At 65.2% G+C, this 18026-nt stretch carries 17 protein-coding genes; 11 read left to right on the top strand and 6 right to left on the bottom strand.

Translation table 11 applies throughout. The features are described 5' to 3' along the window. Positions 1-170 precede the first annotated feature (170 nt). Both pyrE and JEY66_RS39550 read left to right on the top strand, forming a co-directional pair. The gene (gene pyrE / locus JEY66_RS39545) at positions 171-734 is read left to right on the top strand and encodes an orotate phosphoribosyltransferase (RefSeq protein WP_018269561.1); all 564 of its coding nucleotides are present in this window, start codon (positions 171-173) and stop codon (positions 732-734) included. Between the two features lie 483 nt (positions 735-1217). Next, entirely contained in the window at positions 1218-2015 is a 798-nt protein-coding gene (locus JEY66_RS39550; protein ID WP_016843276.1) for a DUF2865 domain-containing protein, read from the top strand. Positions 2016-2036: 21 nt separating this feature from the next. Here the strand turns inward: JEY66_RS39550 and JEY66_RS39555 are convergent, their stop codons facing one another. After that, complete coding sequence (locus JEY66_RS39555; protein WP_016843277.1) at positions 2037-2468, bottom strand: hypothetical protein; 432 nt, start codon at positions 2466-2468, stop codon at positions 2037-2039. Positions 2469-2662: 194 nt separating this feature from the next. On the opposite strand from JEY66_RS39555, the gene JEY66_RS39560 reads away from it, so the two are divergent. After that, positions 2663-2956, top strand: coding sequence for a GIY-YIG nuclease family protein (locus JEY66_RS39560; RefSeq protein ID WP_016843278.1), 294 nt, complete (start codon positions 2663-2665; stop codon positions 2954-2956). 253 nt (positions 2957-3209) lie between these two features. Here JEY66_RS39560 and JEY66_RS39565 read toward each other — a convergent pair whose 3' ends face one another. Continuing rightward, complete coding sequence (locus tag JEY66_RS39565; protein ID WP_016843279.1) at positions 3210-3443, bottom strand: hypothetical protein; 234 nt, start codon at positions 3441-3443, stop codon at positions 3210-3212. Between the two features lie 268 nt (positions 3444-3711). Between JEY66_RS39565 and JEY66_RS39570 the strand changes: the two genes are divergently transcribed. The 3 genes from JEY66_RS39570 to rocF all read left to right on the top strand — a co-directional run bounded on the left by JEY66_RS39570 (position 3712) and on the right by rocF (position 8335). After that, positions 3712-6255: a glycogen/starch/alpha-glucan phosphorylase gene (locus JEY66_RS39570; RefSeq protein WP_172648911.1), complete on the top strand. Its 2544-nt coding sequence runs from the start codon at positions 3712-3714 to the stop codon at positions 6253-6255. Between the two features lie 136 nt (positions 6256-6391). Beyond that, complete coding sequence (locus JEY66_RS39575; protein ID WP_018269557.1) at positions 6392-7213, top strand: acyl-CoA thioesterase; 822 nt, start codon at positions 6392-6394, stop codon at positions 7211-7213. Between the two features lie 144 nt (positions 7214-7357). Continuing rightward, complete coding sequence (gene rocF / locus JEY66_RS39580; protein ID WP_018269556.1) at positions 7358-8335, top strand: arginase; 978 nt, start codon at positions 7358-7360, stop codon at positions 8333-8335. 290 nt (positions 8336-8625) lie between these two features. Here the strand turns inward: rocF and JEY66_RS39585 are convergent, their stop codons facing one another. The 3 genes from JEY66_RS39585 to JEY66_RS39595 form a co-directional block, all read right to left on the bottom strand. Beyond that, on the bottom strand, positions 8626-10242 hold the full coding sequence (locus tag JEY66_RS39585) for a phosphoenolpyruvate carboxykinase (RefSeq protein ID WP_016843284.1): 1617 nt from the start codon (positions 10240-10242) through the stop codon (positions 8626-8628). Between the two features lie 177 nt (positions 10243-10419). Continuing rightward, positions 10420-10794, bottom strand: a complete 375-nt coding sequence (locus JEY66_RS39590) for a hypothetical protein (RefSeq protein ID WP_125459223.1) — start codon at positions 10792-10794, stop codon at positions 10420-10422. A 375-nt stretch (positions 10795-11169) separates the two neighbouring features. Further along, entirely contained in the window at positions 11170-11904 is a 735-nt protein-coding gene (locus JEY66_RS39595; protein WP_016843286.1) for a HugZ family pyridoxamine 5'-phosphate oxidase, read from the bottom strand. Between the two features lie 241 nt (positions 11905-12145). On the opposite strand from JEY66_RS39595, the gene JEY66_RS39600 reads away from it, so the two are divergent. The 5 genes from JEY66_RS39600 to JEY66_RS39620 all read left to right on the top strand — a co-directional run bounded on the left by JEY66_RS39600 (position 12146) and on the right by JEY66_RS39620 (position 16142). Next, a complete protein-coding gene (locus tag JEY66_RS39600; RefSeq protein ID WP_016843287.1) occupies positions 12146-12847 on the top strand; it encodes a response regulator transcription factor in 702 nt (233 codons plus the stop codon). 110 nt (positions 12848-12957) lie between these two features. Continuing rightward, positions 12958-14766, top strand: a complete 1809-nt coding sequence (locus JEY66_RS39605) for a sensor histidine kinase (protein WP_016843288.1) — start codon at positions 12958-12960, stop codon at positions 14764-14766. After that, on the top strand, positions 14763-15203 hold the full coding sequence (locus JEY66_RS39610; RefSeq protein ID WP_016843289.1) for an HPr kinase/phosphorylase: 441 nt from the start codon (positions 14763-14765) through the stop codon (positions 15201-15203). The genes JEY66_RS39605 and JEY66_RS39610 overlap by 4 nt, the downstream gene beginning before the upstream one ends. Positions 15204-15417: 214 nt before the next feature. Then, a complete protein-coding gene (locus JEY66_RS39615; protein ID WP_021076632.1) occupies positions 15418-15819 on the top strand; it encodes a PTS sugar transporter subunit IIA in 402 nt (133 codons plus the stop codon). Next, positions 15816-16142, top strand: a complete 327-nt coding sequence (locus tag JEY66_RS39620) for an HPr family phosphocarrier protein (protein WP_016843291.1) — start codon at positions 15816-15818, stop codon at positions 16140-16142. Before JEY66_RS39615 ends, JEY66_RS39620 begins: the two co-directional genes overlap by 4 nt. A gap of 201 nt (positions 16143-16343) precedes the next feature. Here the strand turns inward: JEY66_RS39620 and JEY66_RS39625 are convergent, their stop codons facing one another. After that, positions 16344-17957 (bottom strand): glycosyltransferase family 39 protein, encoded by a 1614-nt coding sequence (locus JEY66_RS39625; RefSeq protein WP_026192147.1) that lies wholly within the window; start codon positions 17955-17957, stop codon positions 16344-16346. Between the last annotated feature and the right edge of the window lie 69 nt (positions 17958-18026).

The following is an 18026-nucleotide window of genomic DNA, read 5'->3' on the forward strand; positions in this document are numbered from 1 at the left end:
TTTGGCGCCTGCTTACGGGGAACGGAACGGCCGCACAACCGCGCTTTCCGGAAAGCACGCCCGCGGAAATCGCGGCTTGGGCACTGTTGACGGCCCGATTTCCGCGCTGGAATGTGCCAGTAAGCGTGGATAGATTGCCGCCCGCCTCAAACCCTCAAGGGAAAAAGTCTTTGTCCAAATCAGCCTCCCGCGCCCGCCTCGCCGAGATCATCCGCAAGCGTTCGTTCGGCCGCGGCGAGATCACGCTGGCGTCGGGCCGCAAGAGCGACTTCTATTTCAACCTGAAGCCGACGATGCTCGATCCCGAGGGCGCGGCGCTGCTCGCCGAGCTCACCTATGAAGCGCTGAAGGACGACAAGCTCGACTTCGTCGGCGGGCTCGAGATGGGCGCGGTGCCGCTGGCCGGCGCGATCGCGCAGCTGTCCTGGCTGAAGGGCCACCCGATCGCGGCGTTCTTCGTGCGCAAGAAGCCGAAGGAGCATGGCGCGAAGCTTTCCGTCGAAGGGCTCGCGAAGGGCGAGAGCCTTGCGGGCAAGCGCATCGTGATCGTCGAGGACGTCACCACGACAGGCGGCTCGGCGCTGAAGGCGGTGGAAGCCGTGCGCGAGGCCGGCGGCGAGATCGCCCTGGTCTTCACCATGGTCGACCGCGAGGAAGGCGCGACCGAGACGTTTGCCGAAGCCGGCTTGCCGTTCCGCGCGCTGTACAAGGCGGGCGAGTTCCTGAAGGACTGACGGTCTCTCTTCTCCCTCGCCCCGCTCTTGCGGGGTCGAGACGAGCGAAGCTCGCTCATAGAGGGTTGGGGCTCTCTCCCCGCTTACATCTGTTGAGAGACCTGTACTGGATCGATCCGCGAACTCGCTTCGCCTCTCCCGCTTGCGGGGGAGGCCGGATCGCATCGTCAGATGCGATCCGGGTGGGGGCTCTTTCCACGAGTCCCATCGCGGTGAAACCCCCACCCCAACCCTCCCCCGCAAGCGGGAGAGGGGGCGCAGTACCGATGCCGTTGCACCTCAAACCTCATATGCGATAGCCCGCCGTAAGCGGGGCGAGGTGAAAGGCAGTCCGCGCGGTGCGCGTTTCATGTGACGCCGTCACCCTCAATCAATCGCTCGTTTACCATCCCGCCTTAAGGTGAGTCCGCCGGGGCAGCTTGTCGCCGCGGCGTGGCGCGTCGGGTGGAGTTGGCGTTGCGTACAGAGTTGAGTGATCGGCGCATGCGGCGCCGCGTGATGCTGGCCGCCGCAGCCTTTGCGGGTTCCATCCTGGTGGTGCCCGCGCCCGTCTCGGCCGAGGGGCTGTTCGACTTCTTCTTCGGCGGTTCCCAGAAGCAGCAGAGCCGGCAGGCGCCGCCGCAAGCCAATTTCTTCGCCGACCCGTTCGGCCTCAACCAGCAGGCCGAGCGGCAGCCGTCCGCCCCCATCTCGGCGCCGCGCGTGGCCGGTTCCGGACCGGCATATTGCGTGCGCAGCTGCGACGGCAAATATTTTCCGCTGACGATGCGCGGCAACGCCACGCCGGCGCAGCTCTGCCAGGCCTTCTGTCCGGCGAGCGCGACCAAGGTCTATTACGGCAGCCATATCGACAGCGCCGCATCGACCGCCGGCGAACGCTACGCCGACAGCGAGAACGCCTTCGCCTATCGCAAGGCGTTGCGCGCCGACTGCACCTGCAACGGCCGCGACCCGGCGGGGCTCGCGCCGGTCGACCTCGCGCTCGATGCCTCGCTGCGTGCCGGCGACGTGATCGCGACCACCGACGGCCTCGTCGCCTACACCGGCATCCGCGTCGGCAACGAGCAGTCCTTCGACTTCACGCCGGTCGCCTCCTACCCCGGATTGACCTCGGCAGTCCGTGCGCGGCTCGGCGAAATGAAGGTCGCCCCCGTCAGCGCCGAGATCGCGGGCGACGCGCCCCTGCCGGAAACCGGCCGCGATGTGGCGCCGTCGGCACCGTCTTCTGTTGCGCCGAAGGGCAACGGCGCGAAGCCCGCCAAGCGGGCCGAGGCGAACTGACGGCCTCGAGCTGAGCGCCTGTCAGCGCGCCACGATCACGCCGATCACGTTCGGCGCGGCCATGTATTTCTCCTCGATCGCGGCCCGCGCGGCCGCGCGGTTCTCCGGATTGAGGATGCCGCGCTTCTCGGCGAGGATCATCCAGCAATAGCCCCACCAGTCCGTCAGCATGCCGTGATCGTCGACGAGATCATAACCCTGCTCGCCGGCGAAAATCCGCGCATGCGCTTCATCGAGCGAGTCGAGCCAGGCGTGATCCTCGTCCGAGAACAGCTCGTCGCTGAAATCATCCGTGGTGTAGCCCCAGATCGACATGCAGACCGCGTTGAACTCGCGATCGAGCTGGTCGTCGTCGATCGGCTGGCGGCGCGAGGCCTGGTGCAGCCGCGACAGCGACCGCGCGAAATCGGCAATCCGGGTCAGGGCGAATTGATCGAAGGCGATGGTGGACATGTAGTCCTCGCAGAGACTGAAAGACCATAGATATTGTGTCGGCGCAGCCGCCGAATCACAATGATATATCAAAGACTTGCTAAAGTGTTCTTAATTCGTTCTGATTGGTTTATAGACCGCCCCCGGACGTCGTCCTGGCGAAAGCCAGGACCCATTACCCCAATAGGCCGACATCTCGCGAGCTTGGGCCACGAATGAGCACCGCTGGCAGCTATTACGTCTACATCCTCGCAAGCCGGCATCACGGCACGATCTACATCGGCGTTACGAACGATCTTCGCCCGCGGCTCGAACTGCATCGTTCCGGCCGAGGCTCCAAGTTTGTGTACCAATATCAGGTCTTCCGCCTCGTCCATGTCGAGGAATTCGCCACGCCGCAGGAAGCGATCGCCCGCGAGAAGCAACTGAAGTTCTGGAAGCGCGATTGGAAGATCAAGCTGATCGAAGCGGAAAATCCGGATTGGAACGACCTGTCGGGCCTCATCTGACTATTGGGGTAATGGGTCCGGCTTTCGCCAGGACGACGATGTGGGCGGCACTGCATGCCTGCCCGCAAAGCAATTCGGGCCGCTGACCAGGTCAGCGGCCCGTTGAAAATGGCTTCGGAATGAAATGCGTCGGAGCTGAAAAACGTGCCCGCCCCACGAGCGACAGCTGTGTTTGTAAAGGCTCCGTTAAGGCTTGGAAATCCGTATCACCACGGTGTTTCGGATTGCGCGCGAAAGCGCGTTGCGCGGCCGCTTAGTTCGCCGCCGAGAGCAGCTTGTCGCCGCAGGCGTTTGCGTAGAACTTGCCGCCGCATTGCCGCTTGATGGCGGCGCAGCGCGCGGCGGGCGATGCGTTCTGCGCCACGCTGAAGCCGCAACTCAGGCCGTCGGCGCTGCGGCCCGGTCTGCCCGCTGCATCGGCTGCGCTGGTCGCCGTGATGCACACCACGAGCAACGCCGCGGCCGCGATCTCGATCAAGAGTCTCATCGTGCATGCTCCGGTCAATTGTCGCGAAATCCCGGCTTCTGCAACGCCATGGTAGACTCATGACGGCTGGTCCGGAAGGTTCCCGAAGCGGCCCGGTCCTTGCATAAAATCACGGCAGCGCTGTGTATGGCATCGTCCCTGACGGTTTCGATTGCCATGCGACGCGGGTATCATTGCGCTGGAGCGTGATCGGAAGGCTGCGGAACCGGGATTTCCGGGGAACCATGCTCCACCAATGAGATGGGGTCATGACGCGCGTCATCGCATCATGTTCCGGTTTGAACGGCAGGGATTGGGCGCGTTGCAGGAACAGACAAACTACCCGGCATTGAACCAGCCGATCGACGAGCTGGCACTGACCGAGATCAAGAGCGCGATCCTGGCGAAGCTTCGCCTTGCGATCGGCAAGGACGCCACCGTTGCGACCAGACGCGACTGGTACAAGGCCGCGGCGCTGACGCTGCGCGACCGCATCGTGCACCACTGGCTGACGGCCGAGAAGCAAAGCTACGACGCCGGCGCCAAGCGCGTCTACTATCTCTCGCTCGAGTTCCTGATCGGCCGCCTGTTCACCGACGCGCTCAACAATATGGGACTGCTGCCGCTGTTCGAGGCGGCGCTCGGCGACCTCGGCGTCGATCTCTCGGACCTGCGCAAATGCGAGCCGGATGCGGCGCTCGGCAATGGCGGCCTCGGCCGGCTTGCGGCCTGCTTCATGGAGAGCATGGCGACGCTGGCGATCCCCGCGACCGGCTACGGCATCCGCTACGATTTCGGCCTGTTCCGCCAGATCATGAACCATGGCTGGCAGCAGGAATATCCCGACGAGTGGCTCGCCTTCGGCAACCCCTGGGAATTCCAGCGGCCGGAGGTGGTGTACAACGTTCACTTCGGCGGCCATGTCGAGCATGTCGACGATCGCGGCCGCGACCGCGCCACCTGGCACCCGGCGGAAACCGTCGAGGCCATGGCCTACGACACGCCGATCGTCGGCTGGCGCGGCCAGCACGTCAACGCGCTCCGCCTGTGGTCGGCGCATGCGCCCGATCCGCTCCAGCTCGACGTCTTCAACACCGGCGACTACGTCTCGGCCAGCGCCGAACAGGCGCGCGCGGAAGCGATCTGCAAATTCCTCTATCCGAACGACGAGAGCGCGGCGGGCCGCGAGCTCCGGCTGCGCCAGGAATATTTCTTCGTCTCGGCCTCGTTGCAGGATCTCGTGAAGCGGCATCTCGCCTCCGACGGCGGCCTGCGCAACCTCGCGCAGAAGGCGGCCGTGCAGCTCAACGATACCCATCCGAGCCTCGCGGTCACCGAGCTGATGCGCATCCTGGTCGACCTGCACAATTTCCGCTGGGACGAGGCCTGGAAGATCACGGTCGCGACGCTGTCCTACACCAACCACACGCTGCTGCCGGAGGCGCTCGAGACCTGGCCGGTCGAACTGTTCGAGCGGCTGCTGCCGCGGCATCTCGAGATCATCTACCGCATCAACGTGGCCCATCTCGCGCTCGCCGAGGAACGCTTCCCCGGCGACATCGAATATCGCGCCTCGGTCTCGCTGATCGACGAGCGCAGCGGCCGCCGCGTGCGGATGGGCCAGCTCGCCTTCGTCGGCTCGCACCGCATCAACGGCGTCTCCGCGATGCATTCCGACCTGATGAAGGAGACCGTGTTCCACGACCTGCATCATCTCTATCCGTCGCGCATCACCAACAAGACCAACGGCATCACCTTCCGCCGCTGGCTGATGCTGGCCAACCCGCGGCTGACCGCGCTGCTGCGCGAAACCTGCGGCGAGGCCGTGCTCGACGACTTCTCGCTGCTCGAGCGGCTCGAGACCCATTCGAGCGATCTGGAATTCCAGAAGCGCTTCCGCGACGTCAAGCATCACAACAAGCTGGCGCTGGCGCGGCTGATCCGCGAGCGCAACGGCATCCAGGTCGACCCGTCGGCGCTGTTCGACGTGCAGATCAAGCGCATCCACGAATACAAGCGGCAGCTGCTCAACATCCTGGAGACGATCGCGCTGTACCACGCGATGAAGGACGAGCCGCAGCGCGACTGGGTGCCGCGCGTGAAAATCTTCGCCGGCAAGGCGGCCGCAAGCTACCGCTACGCCAAGCTGATCATCAAGCTGATCAACGACGTCGCCGAGGTCGTCAACAACGACGCTTCGCTCGGCGGCAGGCTGAAGGTCGCCTTCCTCGCCGACTACAATGTCAGCCTCGCCGAGGTGATCATTCCGGCCGCCGATCTCTCCGAGCAGATCTCGACCGCCGGCATGGAGGCCTCAGGCACCGGCAACATGAAGCTTGCGCTGAACGGCGCACTGACCATCGGCACGCTCGACGGCGCCAATATCGAGATCCGCGACAATGTCGGCGAGGAGAACATCGCGATCTTCGGCCTCGAGGCCGGCGACGTCATGGTCCGCCGCAAGCAGGGGCTCGACGCCAGCGACGTGATCCGCAAATCGCCGCGGCTCGAGCGCGCGATCCGCGCCATCGAGAGCGGCGAGTTCTCGCCCGGCGATGCCGCGCGCTTCGCCTCGATCGGACACGCGCTGCGCTACCTCGACCACTACATGGTCTCGGCCGATTTCGACTCCTATTACGACGCGCAGCGCGGCATCGACGCGCGCTGGCGCGTGCCTTCCGCCTGGACCCGCGCCTCGATCCTCAATGTCGCGCGCATGGCGTGGTTCTCCTCCGACCGCACCATCCGCGAATATGCCGAGGACATCTGGCACGTGCCGGTGCATCCGGGCGCCTCGCCGCAGCTCGGCAACCAGCGCGAGGCGAAGGCATAATCCCGGGACGCGGAAATCGATTACGCCCGACATCATTGAAATCAGCGCCATTGCCCGCGATATTGCATGACGGACGTCATTGCTCGTCATCGCCCCTGGCGGTGACGGAAGCGCCAGTCGATACTGAAAGATCTGCATGCTCACCAAGACCCCGCACCTTTTCGATGAAGCCACCGCCGTGACCGCCGGCGACAGCCGCTGGCAGGGACGAACCAGTCCCGATTACTGGGCGTTCGTCGGCCCGTTCGGCGGCTGCACCGCCGCGACCATCCTGCGCGCGCTGATGCAGCACCCGCAGCGCGCGGGCGATCCGCTGGCGCTGACGGTCAACTACTGCGCGCCGGTCGCCGAGGGCGCGTTCGATCTCGACGTCCGCCTGGTCAAGGCCAACCGCTCGAGCCAGCACTGGTCGGTCGAGATGACGCAGGGCGGCGGCGAGGTCGCGACGCTGGCAACCGCCGTGTTCGCCGAGCGCCGCCCGTCCTGGTCGCACCAGCCGGCCGGGTTTCCGGGCGCCGTGCCGTTCGAACAGCTGCGCTCCTTTCCGAAGCTCAAGATGACCTGGGCCAACCAGTACGATTTCCGCTTCGCCGAGGGCGAGCCGAAGTTCGCCGGCGGCGGCGCCGCGCAGCAGCTATCGAGCCCCTACTCAAAACTCTGGATCGCCGACCGTGTGCCACGCAAGCTCGATGCGCTGTCGCTGATGTCGATGTCGGACGCGTTCTTCGGCCGCGTCTTCCACGCAAGGCACGAGCTGGTGCCGTTCGGCACCGTGTCGCTGACGACCTATTTCCACGCCGACGCGGCCGACCTGGATGCGGAGGACACCACCCGCGTGCTCGCCACCGCCGACGCCAAGACCTTCCACAAGAGCTACGGCGACCAGCACGGCGAATTGTGGTCGCCGTCCGGCCGGCTGCTCGCGACCACGACGCAGATCGCTTATTTCAAGGCGTAGGCGTTTCGAGCGGATCGGCCACCGGCTCGTGTAGAGCCGTAGACAAATATCCACATTGGTCTGTGCCGACCGCATTGCCTATTTCAAGGGTTGAGGGAACATTGGCACGTCGCTTCTGTTCCACACCTTTGGGAGCACTGCTGCATGTCCGAAGCCGACACGTCAAAGCCCTCGCGCATCGCCCTGCTTGGCGTTCCCATCGAGATCGGCGCGTCGCAGGCCGGCCCGCTGATGGGACCGGACGCGCTGCGCACCGCGGGCATCGCGCGCCTGCTCGAGCAGCTCGACTTCCAGGTCGACGACCACGGCAACCTTGCGATCCCCCAGGTGGTCGCCGACGGCCCGGTGCCGGCCAACACCCGGTTCTACGATGAAGTGAAGACCTGGACCCGCGCGCTCTCCGAGCGCGCCTATTGGCTGGCGCATTCCGGCGCGATTCCGATCTTCATGGGCGGCGATCACTCGCTGTCGATGGGGTCGATCAACGGCGTCGCACGCTACTGGCAGGAAAAGGGCCGGCCGCTGTTTGCGCTGTGGGTCGACGCACATGCCGACTACAACACGCCGGCCACCACCATCACCGGCAACATGCACGGCATGTCGGCCGCGTTCCTGTGCGGCGAGCCCGGTCTCGACGATCTGCTCGGCGGGCTGCCGCGCGCCTCGATCCCGCCCGATCAGCTCGACCTGATCGGCACGCGCTCGGTCGATCCGCTGGAGCGCAAGCTGCTGCGGCAGCGCAATGTGTCGATCGCGGACATGCGCCAGATCGACGAGTTCGGCGTCGCGGTGCTCACGCGCCGCGTCATCGAACGCGTCAGGGCGAAGAACGGCGTGCTGCACGTCTCGTTCGATGTCGACTTCCTCGATCCGGCGGTGGCGCCCGGCGTCGGCACCACGGTGCCGGGCGGCGCGACCTATCGGGAAGCCCATCTCATCATGGAGCTGCTGCACGATTCCGGGCTGGTGCGCTCGCTCGACATCGTCGAGCTCAATCCCTTCCTCGACGAGCGCGGCCGCACCGCGCGCGTCGCGGTCGAATTGATCGGCAGCCTGTTCGGCCTGCAGATCACCGACCGCCAGACGCCGAGCAACGCGGTGCTGCCGGAGATGGGGGAGTAGCGAAGCAACACACGCGATGTCGTCCCGGCCTAGTGCGCAATTGCGCACGGGAGCCGGGACCCATAACCACCGATGGTCATTGTTGCGCGACGTCGGAACGACGAGTCCCATTCACAACACCCGCTGCGGAGTATGGGTCCCGGCCTTCGCCGGGACGACGGTGGAGGATGTAACGCCGTTCGCGGCTCAGCTTGGACGGATGGAAAAGGTGCACGCTTCGCTGATTACGTCGAAAAACAAAAAGGCGGCCACGAGGGCCGCCTTTTCAAATCGCGTATCGCCTGCGCGGTTTACTCTGCCGCCAGCTTCACTTCCGGCGCGGCGGCGCGGACTTCGGCGTCGACCTGCGCTTCGAACTTGGCGAAGTTCTTCTGGAACATGCCGACCAGCGCACGCGCGGTCTTGTCGAACTCGGCCTTGTCGGCCCAGGTCTTGATCGGATCGAGGATGTGCGGCTCGACGCCCGGCAGCGAGGTCGGCACCGCGAAGCCGAAATACCTGTCGGTGCGGAAGTCGGCGTTGCGGAGCGAGCCGTTCAGCGCCGCGGTGAGCAGCGCGCGGGTCACCTTGATCGGCATGCGACGGCCGGTGCCGTACTTGCCGCCGGTCCAGCCGGTGTTGACCAGCCAGCAATCGACATTGTGCTTGGCGATCAGCTCGCGCAGCATGTTGCCGTAGACCGACGGATCGCGCGGCAGGAACGGCGAACCGAAGCAGGTGGAGAATTCCGGCTGCGGCTCGTTGCCGAGGCCGCGCTCGGTGCCGGCGACCTTCGCGGTGTAGCCGGACAGGAAGTGATACATCGCCTGCGCCGGCGTCAGCTTGGCGATCGGCGGCATCACGCCGAAGGCGTCGGCGGCGAGCATCACGACGTTCTTCGGATGCGGCGCGCAGCCGGTGCGCGAAGCGTTCGGGATGAAATCGAGCGGATAGGCCGAGCGGGTGTTCTCGGTCTTCGAGCCGTCGTCGAAATCGGGCACGCGATCGTTGGCGCCGAGCACGACGTTCTCCAGCACCGCGCCGAAGCGCTTGCTGGCGGCGTAGATTTCCGGCTCGGCTTCGCCGGACAGCTTGATGCACTTGGCGTAGCAGCCGCCTTCGAAATTGAAGACGCCGTCCTCGCTCCAGCCATGCTCGTCATCGCCGATCAGCGTGCGCTTGGGATCGGCCGAGAGCGTGGTCTTGCCGGTGCCGGACAGGCCGAAGAAGATCGCAGTGTCGCCGTCGGAGCCGACATTGGCCGAGCAGTGCATCGGCATCACGCCCTTCTCGGGCAGGTAATAGTTCAGCGTGGTGAACACGCTCTTCTTCATCTCGCCGGCATATTGCGAGCCGCCGATCAGGACGATCTTGCGGGCGAAATCGATCGCGACGACGTTCTCCGACTTGCAGCCGTGACGCTTCGGATCGGCGCGGAAGCTCGGCAGGTCGATGATCGTGAGTTCGGGCACGAAGCTCGCGAGCTCCGACGCCTCGGGGCGGATCAGCAGCGTGCGGATGAACAGCGAGTGCCAGGCAAGCTCGGTGAAGACGCGGGTCTTGATGCGATGCTTCGGATCGGCGCCGCCGTAGAGATCCTGCGCGAACAGCGTCATGCCTTCGGCATGCTTGAGGAAGTCGGCATGGAGCGCGGCGAACTGCTCCGAGGTGATCGACTGGTTGCCGGCCCACCACATGCTCTTGTCGGTCAGGCCGTCGCGGACCGTGAACTTGTCCTTCGGACTGCGCCCGGTGAACACACCGGTGTCCGCGCAAAGCGCGCCATCGGCCGACAGCACCGCTTCGCCGTTACGCAGCGAATGCTCGTAAAGCTGAGGTGCGCCATAATTCCAATGCACGCCCTTGAGATTTTTTAAGCCGAATTTGTCGGCGCCGAAGGCACCGTTATGTACGCCCGTCTCTTGCACGAAGAACCTCCTCGAACCCGCGTATCCTTGTTCGCGCGAATGTCGCCAATCGCGCCCCGCCGCGGTGACCGTGATCAGAATATAGCCTCTCGGCTTCGGTCCGGCGACCTAATAGTGAGGATCGCCGGGCTTGCCAAGCCAATCGAACGGCTTTTGGCTGATTCCAAGGCAGGCCCATCATCTGGCGCAAATACCGCAGCGCGAAACCCTTTCGTCTTGCTTTCGTTTTCTCGTTGTTTTGCCGGCAGTCGGGCGACGTTTCATCGCCTTTCCCGCCGCGCACGAAGCTTTGCGATGCACAAAAAGTGCCAGCCGGCGGGCAGCGCCGTCGCCGATCGAGGCGAACGGCGCTGAGAATGCCGGGCATGCATTTCGCGCTGAGGATGTATCGTTGAGATGAGCCGCCGCGCGATGACGCAGCGCTGCAGAGCCGAGCATGACCACCATCGTGTTGCACGCGGCACCGCCTGATCCGCATTGAGCTGCAGATGTGAGCTGCCGACGAGCAGTTTCGATTGCGCTCAACACGCCTTCGTCGAAGCCCGAGTGCATCAATGCTCAGCTGCGGTGAATGTTCCGCAACACGTTGCGTTTCGGCGGCGAGACGATCGCTGCCCTTGGCGATCGATGATAACGCAATCAGCGCGGTCGCACGCGCGCGTCGTCGCGGTCGACATTGCGATCCGGCTGATTTTCCGATGCAGCAGCGCCAGGCATTCCTGCATGCACATCGAGCCCACGGGCGATGACATGACACGCCGCGCGAAATGATCGCGCTGTCAAACCCGCGCAGACTGGAAGCGACGCGCGGTTGAAGGACACCTCGCCCCGGCGACCGCGCAAGCGCGCCGCCTCGGCCATGCGACACCATGCCTCGCCACGGCCGCAGCACCGCCGGGCGGACAGGTGGTTTTCTCCTATCGCTTGCTATCCTTTGGCGCGCGCCTCGCCGGCGAGCCGCACCAGCATCTTGCGCAGCTCCGTGCCGGTGGTGACGCGCTCGGGGAAATCCAGCCGCAGCGTGTCGCGGCCGGCCTGCATGTCCATGCCGTCAGGATCGCAGCCGGTGCAGAGCCAGTCGGCACTTCCCGCGCCGAGCAGCCGCGTCGCGTAAAGATTCATGGCCTCGCGGTGATCCTCGTTCATATGCGCCACCGCGCCGGGCTCAGCTTCGAGCAGCCCCTCGGCGCCCCCGAGATCGGTCAGGAATTGCGCGGGTTTGAGGTCGACGATGCGGCCGAACCCGGCGACCAGATGGGCACCGCTCGGCTTGATCCGGAAGAACGAAAAATCCTTAAATTCCACAAAGGCTTCCGCTGACGGATGGGCGCCGATATAGCGCCTTCGGACGAGCTCCCGCCCGGCCTCCGCGACCTCCTCCGCCTGACCGGCCAGCATGATCCGGGCGCCCTCCAGCGGATCGCCCTCGGCGCGCTCGTCCAGCATCAGCGACACCCGGCTGTCGGCCAGGATGTTCTTGGTATGCAGCGCCAGGCGGGAAATCAGCAGGATCGGCGAGCCGTCGGGATGGCTGGCCAGATTGACCAGCGAGCAATAGGGATCGCCGGTGTCGGCCATCAACGTGGCGAGGGCGCCCTGGCGGCTGCGGCGGAGCAGCGAGCGGGCAAGGTGGGCAGGATCGAAGTCGGCGGTCGGTTGCATGGGCCTATCGGGTCATTTTATGGGCGAATCGGGCGGGTTCCCTATGAAAAAAGGGCCTTTTCTCACGGTCCAAGGGTGCTATATGGGGACCCATCGCGTGGGTCGCAGAAGCGGATTTTTGCGGAACTCGGTCACACTTCAGCCCAGCTTGCATTGCTCGTTGACCGCGTTCGAAGCCCAATTCTACGGCGCGTCGCCAGAGTGCCCGCCGTCTAAGCCACTCTCATTGTGAAAGCAGCACATGCCCACAATCGCCCTGGTCGACGACGACCGCAACATTCTCACTTCGGTTTCGATCGCGCTCGAAGCCGAAGGCTATCGCATCATGACCTACACGGACGGTGCGTCGGCGCTGGATGGGTTTCGCACGTCGCCGCCCGACCTTGCGATCCTCGATATCAAGATGCCGCGCATGGACGGCATGGAAACGCTGCGCCGGCTGCGCCAGAAGTCCGACCTGCCGGTGATCTTCCTCACCTCGAAGGATGAGGAGATCGACGAATTGTTCGGCCTGAAAATGGGCGCCGACGATTTCATCCGCAAGCCGTTCTCGCAGCGCCTGCTGGTCGAACGGGTCAAGGCCGTCCTCCGCCGCGGCCAGCCGAAGGATCCGACCGCCGCGCCGAAGGAGCCGGACGCCCGCGCCCTCGACCGCGGCCTGCTGCGGATGGATCCGGAGCGCCACACCTGCACCTGGAAGAACGAGCCGGTGACGCTCACCGTGACCGAATTCCTGATCCTGCAGGCGCTCGCCACCCGCCCCGGCGTCGTGAAGAGCCGCAACGCACTGATGGACGCGGCCTATGACGACCAGGTCTATGTCGACGACCGCACCATCGACAGCCACATCAAGCGGCTGCGCAAGAAGTTCAAGGTGGTCGACGACGACTTCGAGATGATCGAGACGCTGTACGGCGTCGGCTATCGCTTCAAGGAAGCCTGATCTGCGCTTCCCGGGCGGCTTGTTAACTGACAGGCTCCGCACGGCTGGGGTAAGCTCGGGCGAACGATTGCTTCGCGGGACGACATCCATACCAACCGGCAGCTTTGCCAGTGCTTGATCGAACGCAGCTCGAGCAAGGCCTGAATACCGAGGACGCGTCACAGCTCCTCGATCAGGACGCCGTTGCCGAAGATTTGGCGCAGGACAAGGGCTGGCGCCGTCCGCTCGGCTGGCTGCGCCGCGCCGGTCAGTTCTTTTTCGCGCTGTCGTTCTCGAGCCTGACGCGCCGCATCGTCTCGCTCAACCTTGCCGGCCTCGTCGCGCTGGTCGCCAGCATCCTCTATCTCTCGCAGTTTCGCGCCGGCCTGATCGAGGCGCGCACGCAGAGCCTTTTGGTCTATGCCGAGATCATCTCGGAGGCGATCGCGGCCTCGGCGACCGTCGAAGGCAATACCGTCACCATCGATCCCGATCGCCTGCTCGACCTCAAGCCCGGCGAAAGTTATGGCCAGCCGGATGAATCGGCTGACTTCCCGATCAATCCCGAGCGGGTCGCGCCGGTCCTGCGCCGCCTGATCGCGCCGACCAAGACGCGGGCCCGCATCTTCGACCGCGATGGCGGCCTGATCCTCGACAGCCGCAATCTGTTCGCGCGCGGCGACGTGCTTCGCATGGAGCTGCCGCCGCCGTCGGACAAGCCGTCGCTCTATGAGAAGACCAAGGCCACGATCAAGACCTGGCTCAACCGCGGCGACCTGCCGATCTACCGCGAGCTCGGTCCCGAAGGCGGCAGGGGCTATTCCGAAGTCGCGCAATCGCTCGAAGGCATGAAGGGCAGCGCCGTGCGCGTCACCGAACGCGGCGCGATCATCGTGTCGGTCGCGGTCCCGGTGCAGCATTTCCGCGCCGTGCGCGGCGCGTTGATGCTGACCACCCAGGGCGACGACATCGACCAGCTGGTGATGTCCGAGCGCCTCGCCATCCTCAAGATCGGCGGCGTCGCCTCCGCCGTCATGATCATGCTGTCGCTGCTGCTGGCGAGCACGATCGCGGGCCCGGTGCGGCGGCTCGCCGACGGCGCCGAGCGCGTCCGCCACCGCATCCAGACCCGCGTCGAGATTCCCGACTTCACCGGGCGCCGCGACGAGATCGGCCATCTCTCCGGCGCGCTGCGCGACATGACCAACGCGCTCTACAGCCGCATCGAGGCGATCGAGATGTTCGCCGCCGATGTCGCCCATGAGCTGAAGAACCCGCTGACCTCGCTGCGCTCCGCGGTCGAGACGCTGCCTTTGGCGCGCAACGAGAACAGCCGCGCGCGGCTGCTCGCCGTGATCGAGCATGACGTCAGGCGGCTCGACCGCCTGATCTCCGATATCTCCGACGCCAGCCGGCTCGACGCCGAAATGCAGCGCCAGGACATGGCGCCGGTCGATCTGCGGCGGCTGCTGACGACGCTAACCGGCGTCGCCAACGAGACAAGGCTCGGCCACGACGTCGCCGTCGAAGCCCGCTTCGAGGGCCGCGGACCGACCGATACGCTCTCGGTGCCCGGCCATGATTCACGGCTCGGCCAGGTGATCTCGAACCTGCTGTCGAACGCCCAATCCTTCTCCAAGCCGGGCGACAAGGTGCGCATCGTCTGCCGCCGCAGCCGCGGCGAGGTCGAGATCGTGGTCGACGATGACGGGCCCGGCATCGGCGAGGACGCGCTGGAGCGGATCTTCGAGCGCTTCTACACCGACCGGCCGCACCAGGGTTTTGGCCAGAACTCCGGTCTCGGGCTTTCGATCTCCAAGCAGATCATCGAAGCGCATGGCGGACGCATCTGGGCCGAGAACCGCCTCGGCCCTGCGGATGCAGACGGCAAGCCCACCGTCGCCGGCGCGCGTTTCGTGGTCAGGCTGCCGACACTATGAGCGACAATTCGAGCGTGCACGCATCCGCCGTTCTGGTCGGCGAGCGTGCGGTGCTGATCCGCGGCCCGTCGGGCGCCGGCAAGTCGCGTCTCGCCTTCGATCTGATTCTCGCCGGGCGCACCGGAGCGCTTCCGCCGGCCATTTTGGTGGGGGATGACCGTGTCCATCTCGACACAGCCGGCGAACAATTGTGGGTTCGTCCGGTCCAGCAATTGGCCGGTCTGATCGAGATCCGAGGCCTCGGAATCCGCCATTGTCCGTTCGCAGGTGAGGCCGTCGTGGGGCTGGTCGTCGACCTCGCCGCTGACGACGCCGAGCGGCTGCCGCCACCTGAGGCGCTCACGATTCGCCTTAATGGTGTTTTGATACCGCGAATTCCCGTCGGCATCGGCTTTCAACCCCTGCCGCTGGTTGTCGCTGCGCTGACGACAACCTGAAAGTTCATGTTCCCGTAATCTTGCGGCCAATTGTGGGAAGGGAATTGGTAACCATATCACATCCACTATCGCGTCGGATTTTGCCGGCGCAGCCTCCCCTCTCTACCGCCAGGAACCGGGAGACTAGCCAAGATGCCCTCTTGCGCAGGGCCTCTGGATGGTCAAAGTGGCGCGTTCGTGCGGTGCACCAAAGGGCGCCCGCGAGGAGTTTCCGATGATTGGTCTAGTGCTGGTGACCCATGGGCGCCTTGCCGACGAGTTCAGAGCGGCGCTCGAACACGTCATGGGTCCGCAGAAACAAATTGAAGCGATTACGATCGGGGCCGAGGACGATTCCGATCTCTGTCGAAGCGACATCATCGAGGCGGTGAACCGCGTCGATAGCGGCGACGGCGTTGCGATTCTCACCGACATGTTTGGCGGCACGCCGTCCAACCTTGCGATCTCCTGCATGAGCCGCCCGAAGGTGGAAGTGCTCGCAGGCATCAACCTTCCCATGCTGGTCAAGCTTGCCAAGGTTCGCGAGGAGCGCTCGCTGCCCGACGCGATCGCGATGGCCCAGGAAGCCGGCCGCAAATACGTCACCATCGCCAGCCGCGTTCTCGCAGGCAAATGAGCGACGAGGCTCCGGGCGGAAATCAGGTCGGCCCGGGCGTGCCAGCGGGCGCCATCTCCCGTGAGCTTCTGATCGTCAACAAGCGCGGCCTGCATGCGCGGGCATCGGCCAAGTTCGTCCAGCTGGTCGAGCGCTTCAACGCCGAGATCTGGGTCACCCGCGGCACCGAGACCGTCGGCGGCACCTCGATCATGGGCTTGATGATGCTCGCCGCCGGGCCCGGCACCTCGGTCGTGGTCTCCGCAAAGGGCGACGAGGCGCAGCAAGCGCTCGACGCCATCGCCGAACTCGTCGCCAGCAAGTTCAACGAGGAAGGCACGTAAGCGCCGCCGCGCGCTCGTCCGCTACGCTAAGCGAAAGCCTTCCCCGTCATCCCCGCGCAAAGGCTTCGCCTTTGTCGCTGGAGGAGCGCGAAGCGCGTCTCGAAGGATGCACGGCCCGGCCGGTGGCCGTCGATCCTTCGAGACGCCGCTTCGCGGCCCCTCAGGATGACGGAACAGCACGGCACTGATGCCTGGCAATGGCTACTTCGCCGGCGGCACCAGATAGACCTTCCAGACCGTCGACGGACCGGGATGGCCGTTGAAGAAGCGCATGGTGGTCATCACCAGCGGCTCGGCATCCTTGGCGTGCTCCGCCATCCACGCCTCGCAGGGCTTCAGGAACACCGGATCGGTGGTGTCGCAGACGCCGATGAAGCCGAGACGCTTGGCTTCATCGAGCGACGTCAGCCCCGACGACCAGGCTTCGCCCGGCACCAGCGACGCCGGATGGTCCGGACTGTAGAACGTCATCGGCTCGCCGATATCGGACCGCGCGACGACCACGGCCCAGCGCGAATGGAATCTGTCCTGCCAGGTCTGGGTGAGCTCGCGCGCGAGCTCGGAGCGCGCGGCGTAGGTCGAACCGCCGACATGGTTGGACGCGATCTCCTGCGTCGCGATGCTGGGCGCGGCGATCAGCGTGACGATCGTGGCCACGAACCAGATCGCGGTGATCGAGAACAGCGCCATGCGCGGGAAGCGAAGCGAGGGGATCGCAACCAGCGCAAGCGGCACCAGGAAGAACAGCGGGATGCCCCAATCGGTCTTGATATAGACGGTGAACGCCAGCGCGCCGAGCGGCGGCCCGATCGCAACGATCAGCTGGATGATCCAGACGTTCAGTGCCTGCGAAAGATTGACGGCCGGATTCGGTCCGCGCGACCAGATCCGCGCCAGCACGTCCGACGGCCGCCACGGCACCGACCCCAGCAGCAGCGCCACAAGGCCCAGCACGACGGGAATCGCGAGCAGCCCGAGATTGTGCACGACATAGCCGACCACGAGCTGCACATTGAGTGCGCGGCTCGACAGCGCGTAGACGTCACCGGCATAGATGAACGGCACGAAGTCGACCTCCTCCAGCCACACCAGATGCGGAATCATCGCCACCGCCATCGTGCCGATCGCAACCCATGGCGCCGGCGAGCGCAGGAATTGCGTCCGTTGCGGATGGATCAGCGCGGCCAGCCCGACGGCGCCGATCATCGTCACCACCCAGTACTTGGTCATCAGCGCCAGCATGCCGGCAAAGCCGAGCCAGAGACCCGATTTGAAGCTGCGCTTCTCGAACGCGTTCAGATAGGCCAGCACCAGCAGCGGCAGCGGCACCAGCTGCGCGAGATCGGCATTGTATTTGAAGCCCTTGAAATTGAAGATCGGGTAGAGCGCGAGCATCACCACCATGAAGAAGGCGCGGCGGCGATCGACGACGCGCAGCGCGATCAGCCAGCACACCACCAGCGCGAAGCTGACCGTCGTCATCGCAAGCGCATAGGTCGACCAGTTGGTGACGGGAAAAATCCTGAACCAGACCCCGGCGATCCAGCCCGACAGCGGCGGGTGCTTGCCATAGCCGAGCAGGAAGCGCTGGCCCCAGGCATAGGCTTCCGCAACATCCATATGGATGTCCTGCGCGGCCTTGAGCTTGACCAGGATCAGCGTCCACAGCACCGCATGAACCAGCGCGAAGCCGATCACGAACCACAGGCTGGTCCCGGGATCGGTGGCGCGCGAGGCGATCCAGGCGGCGATCCGCCGGATCGTCAGCTTGCGGTTGGTGCGCCGGGCGGCGGGGAGCGTGGAGGCGGTCGACATGGCCTGTGCCTGAGGCATGCCCCGGAAAAGTGGAAAGCGGTTTCCCGGAAGGATCATGCCCGAATGGAA

Origin of the sequence: Bradyrhizobium elkanii USDA 76 (assembly GCF_023278185.1) — a bacterium.
Classification (GTDB): domain Bacteria; phylum Pseudomonadota; class Alphaproteobacteria; order Rhizobiales; family Xanthobacteraceae; genus Bradyrhizobium; species Bradyrhizobium elkanii.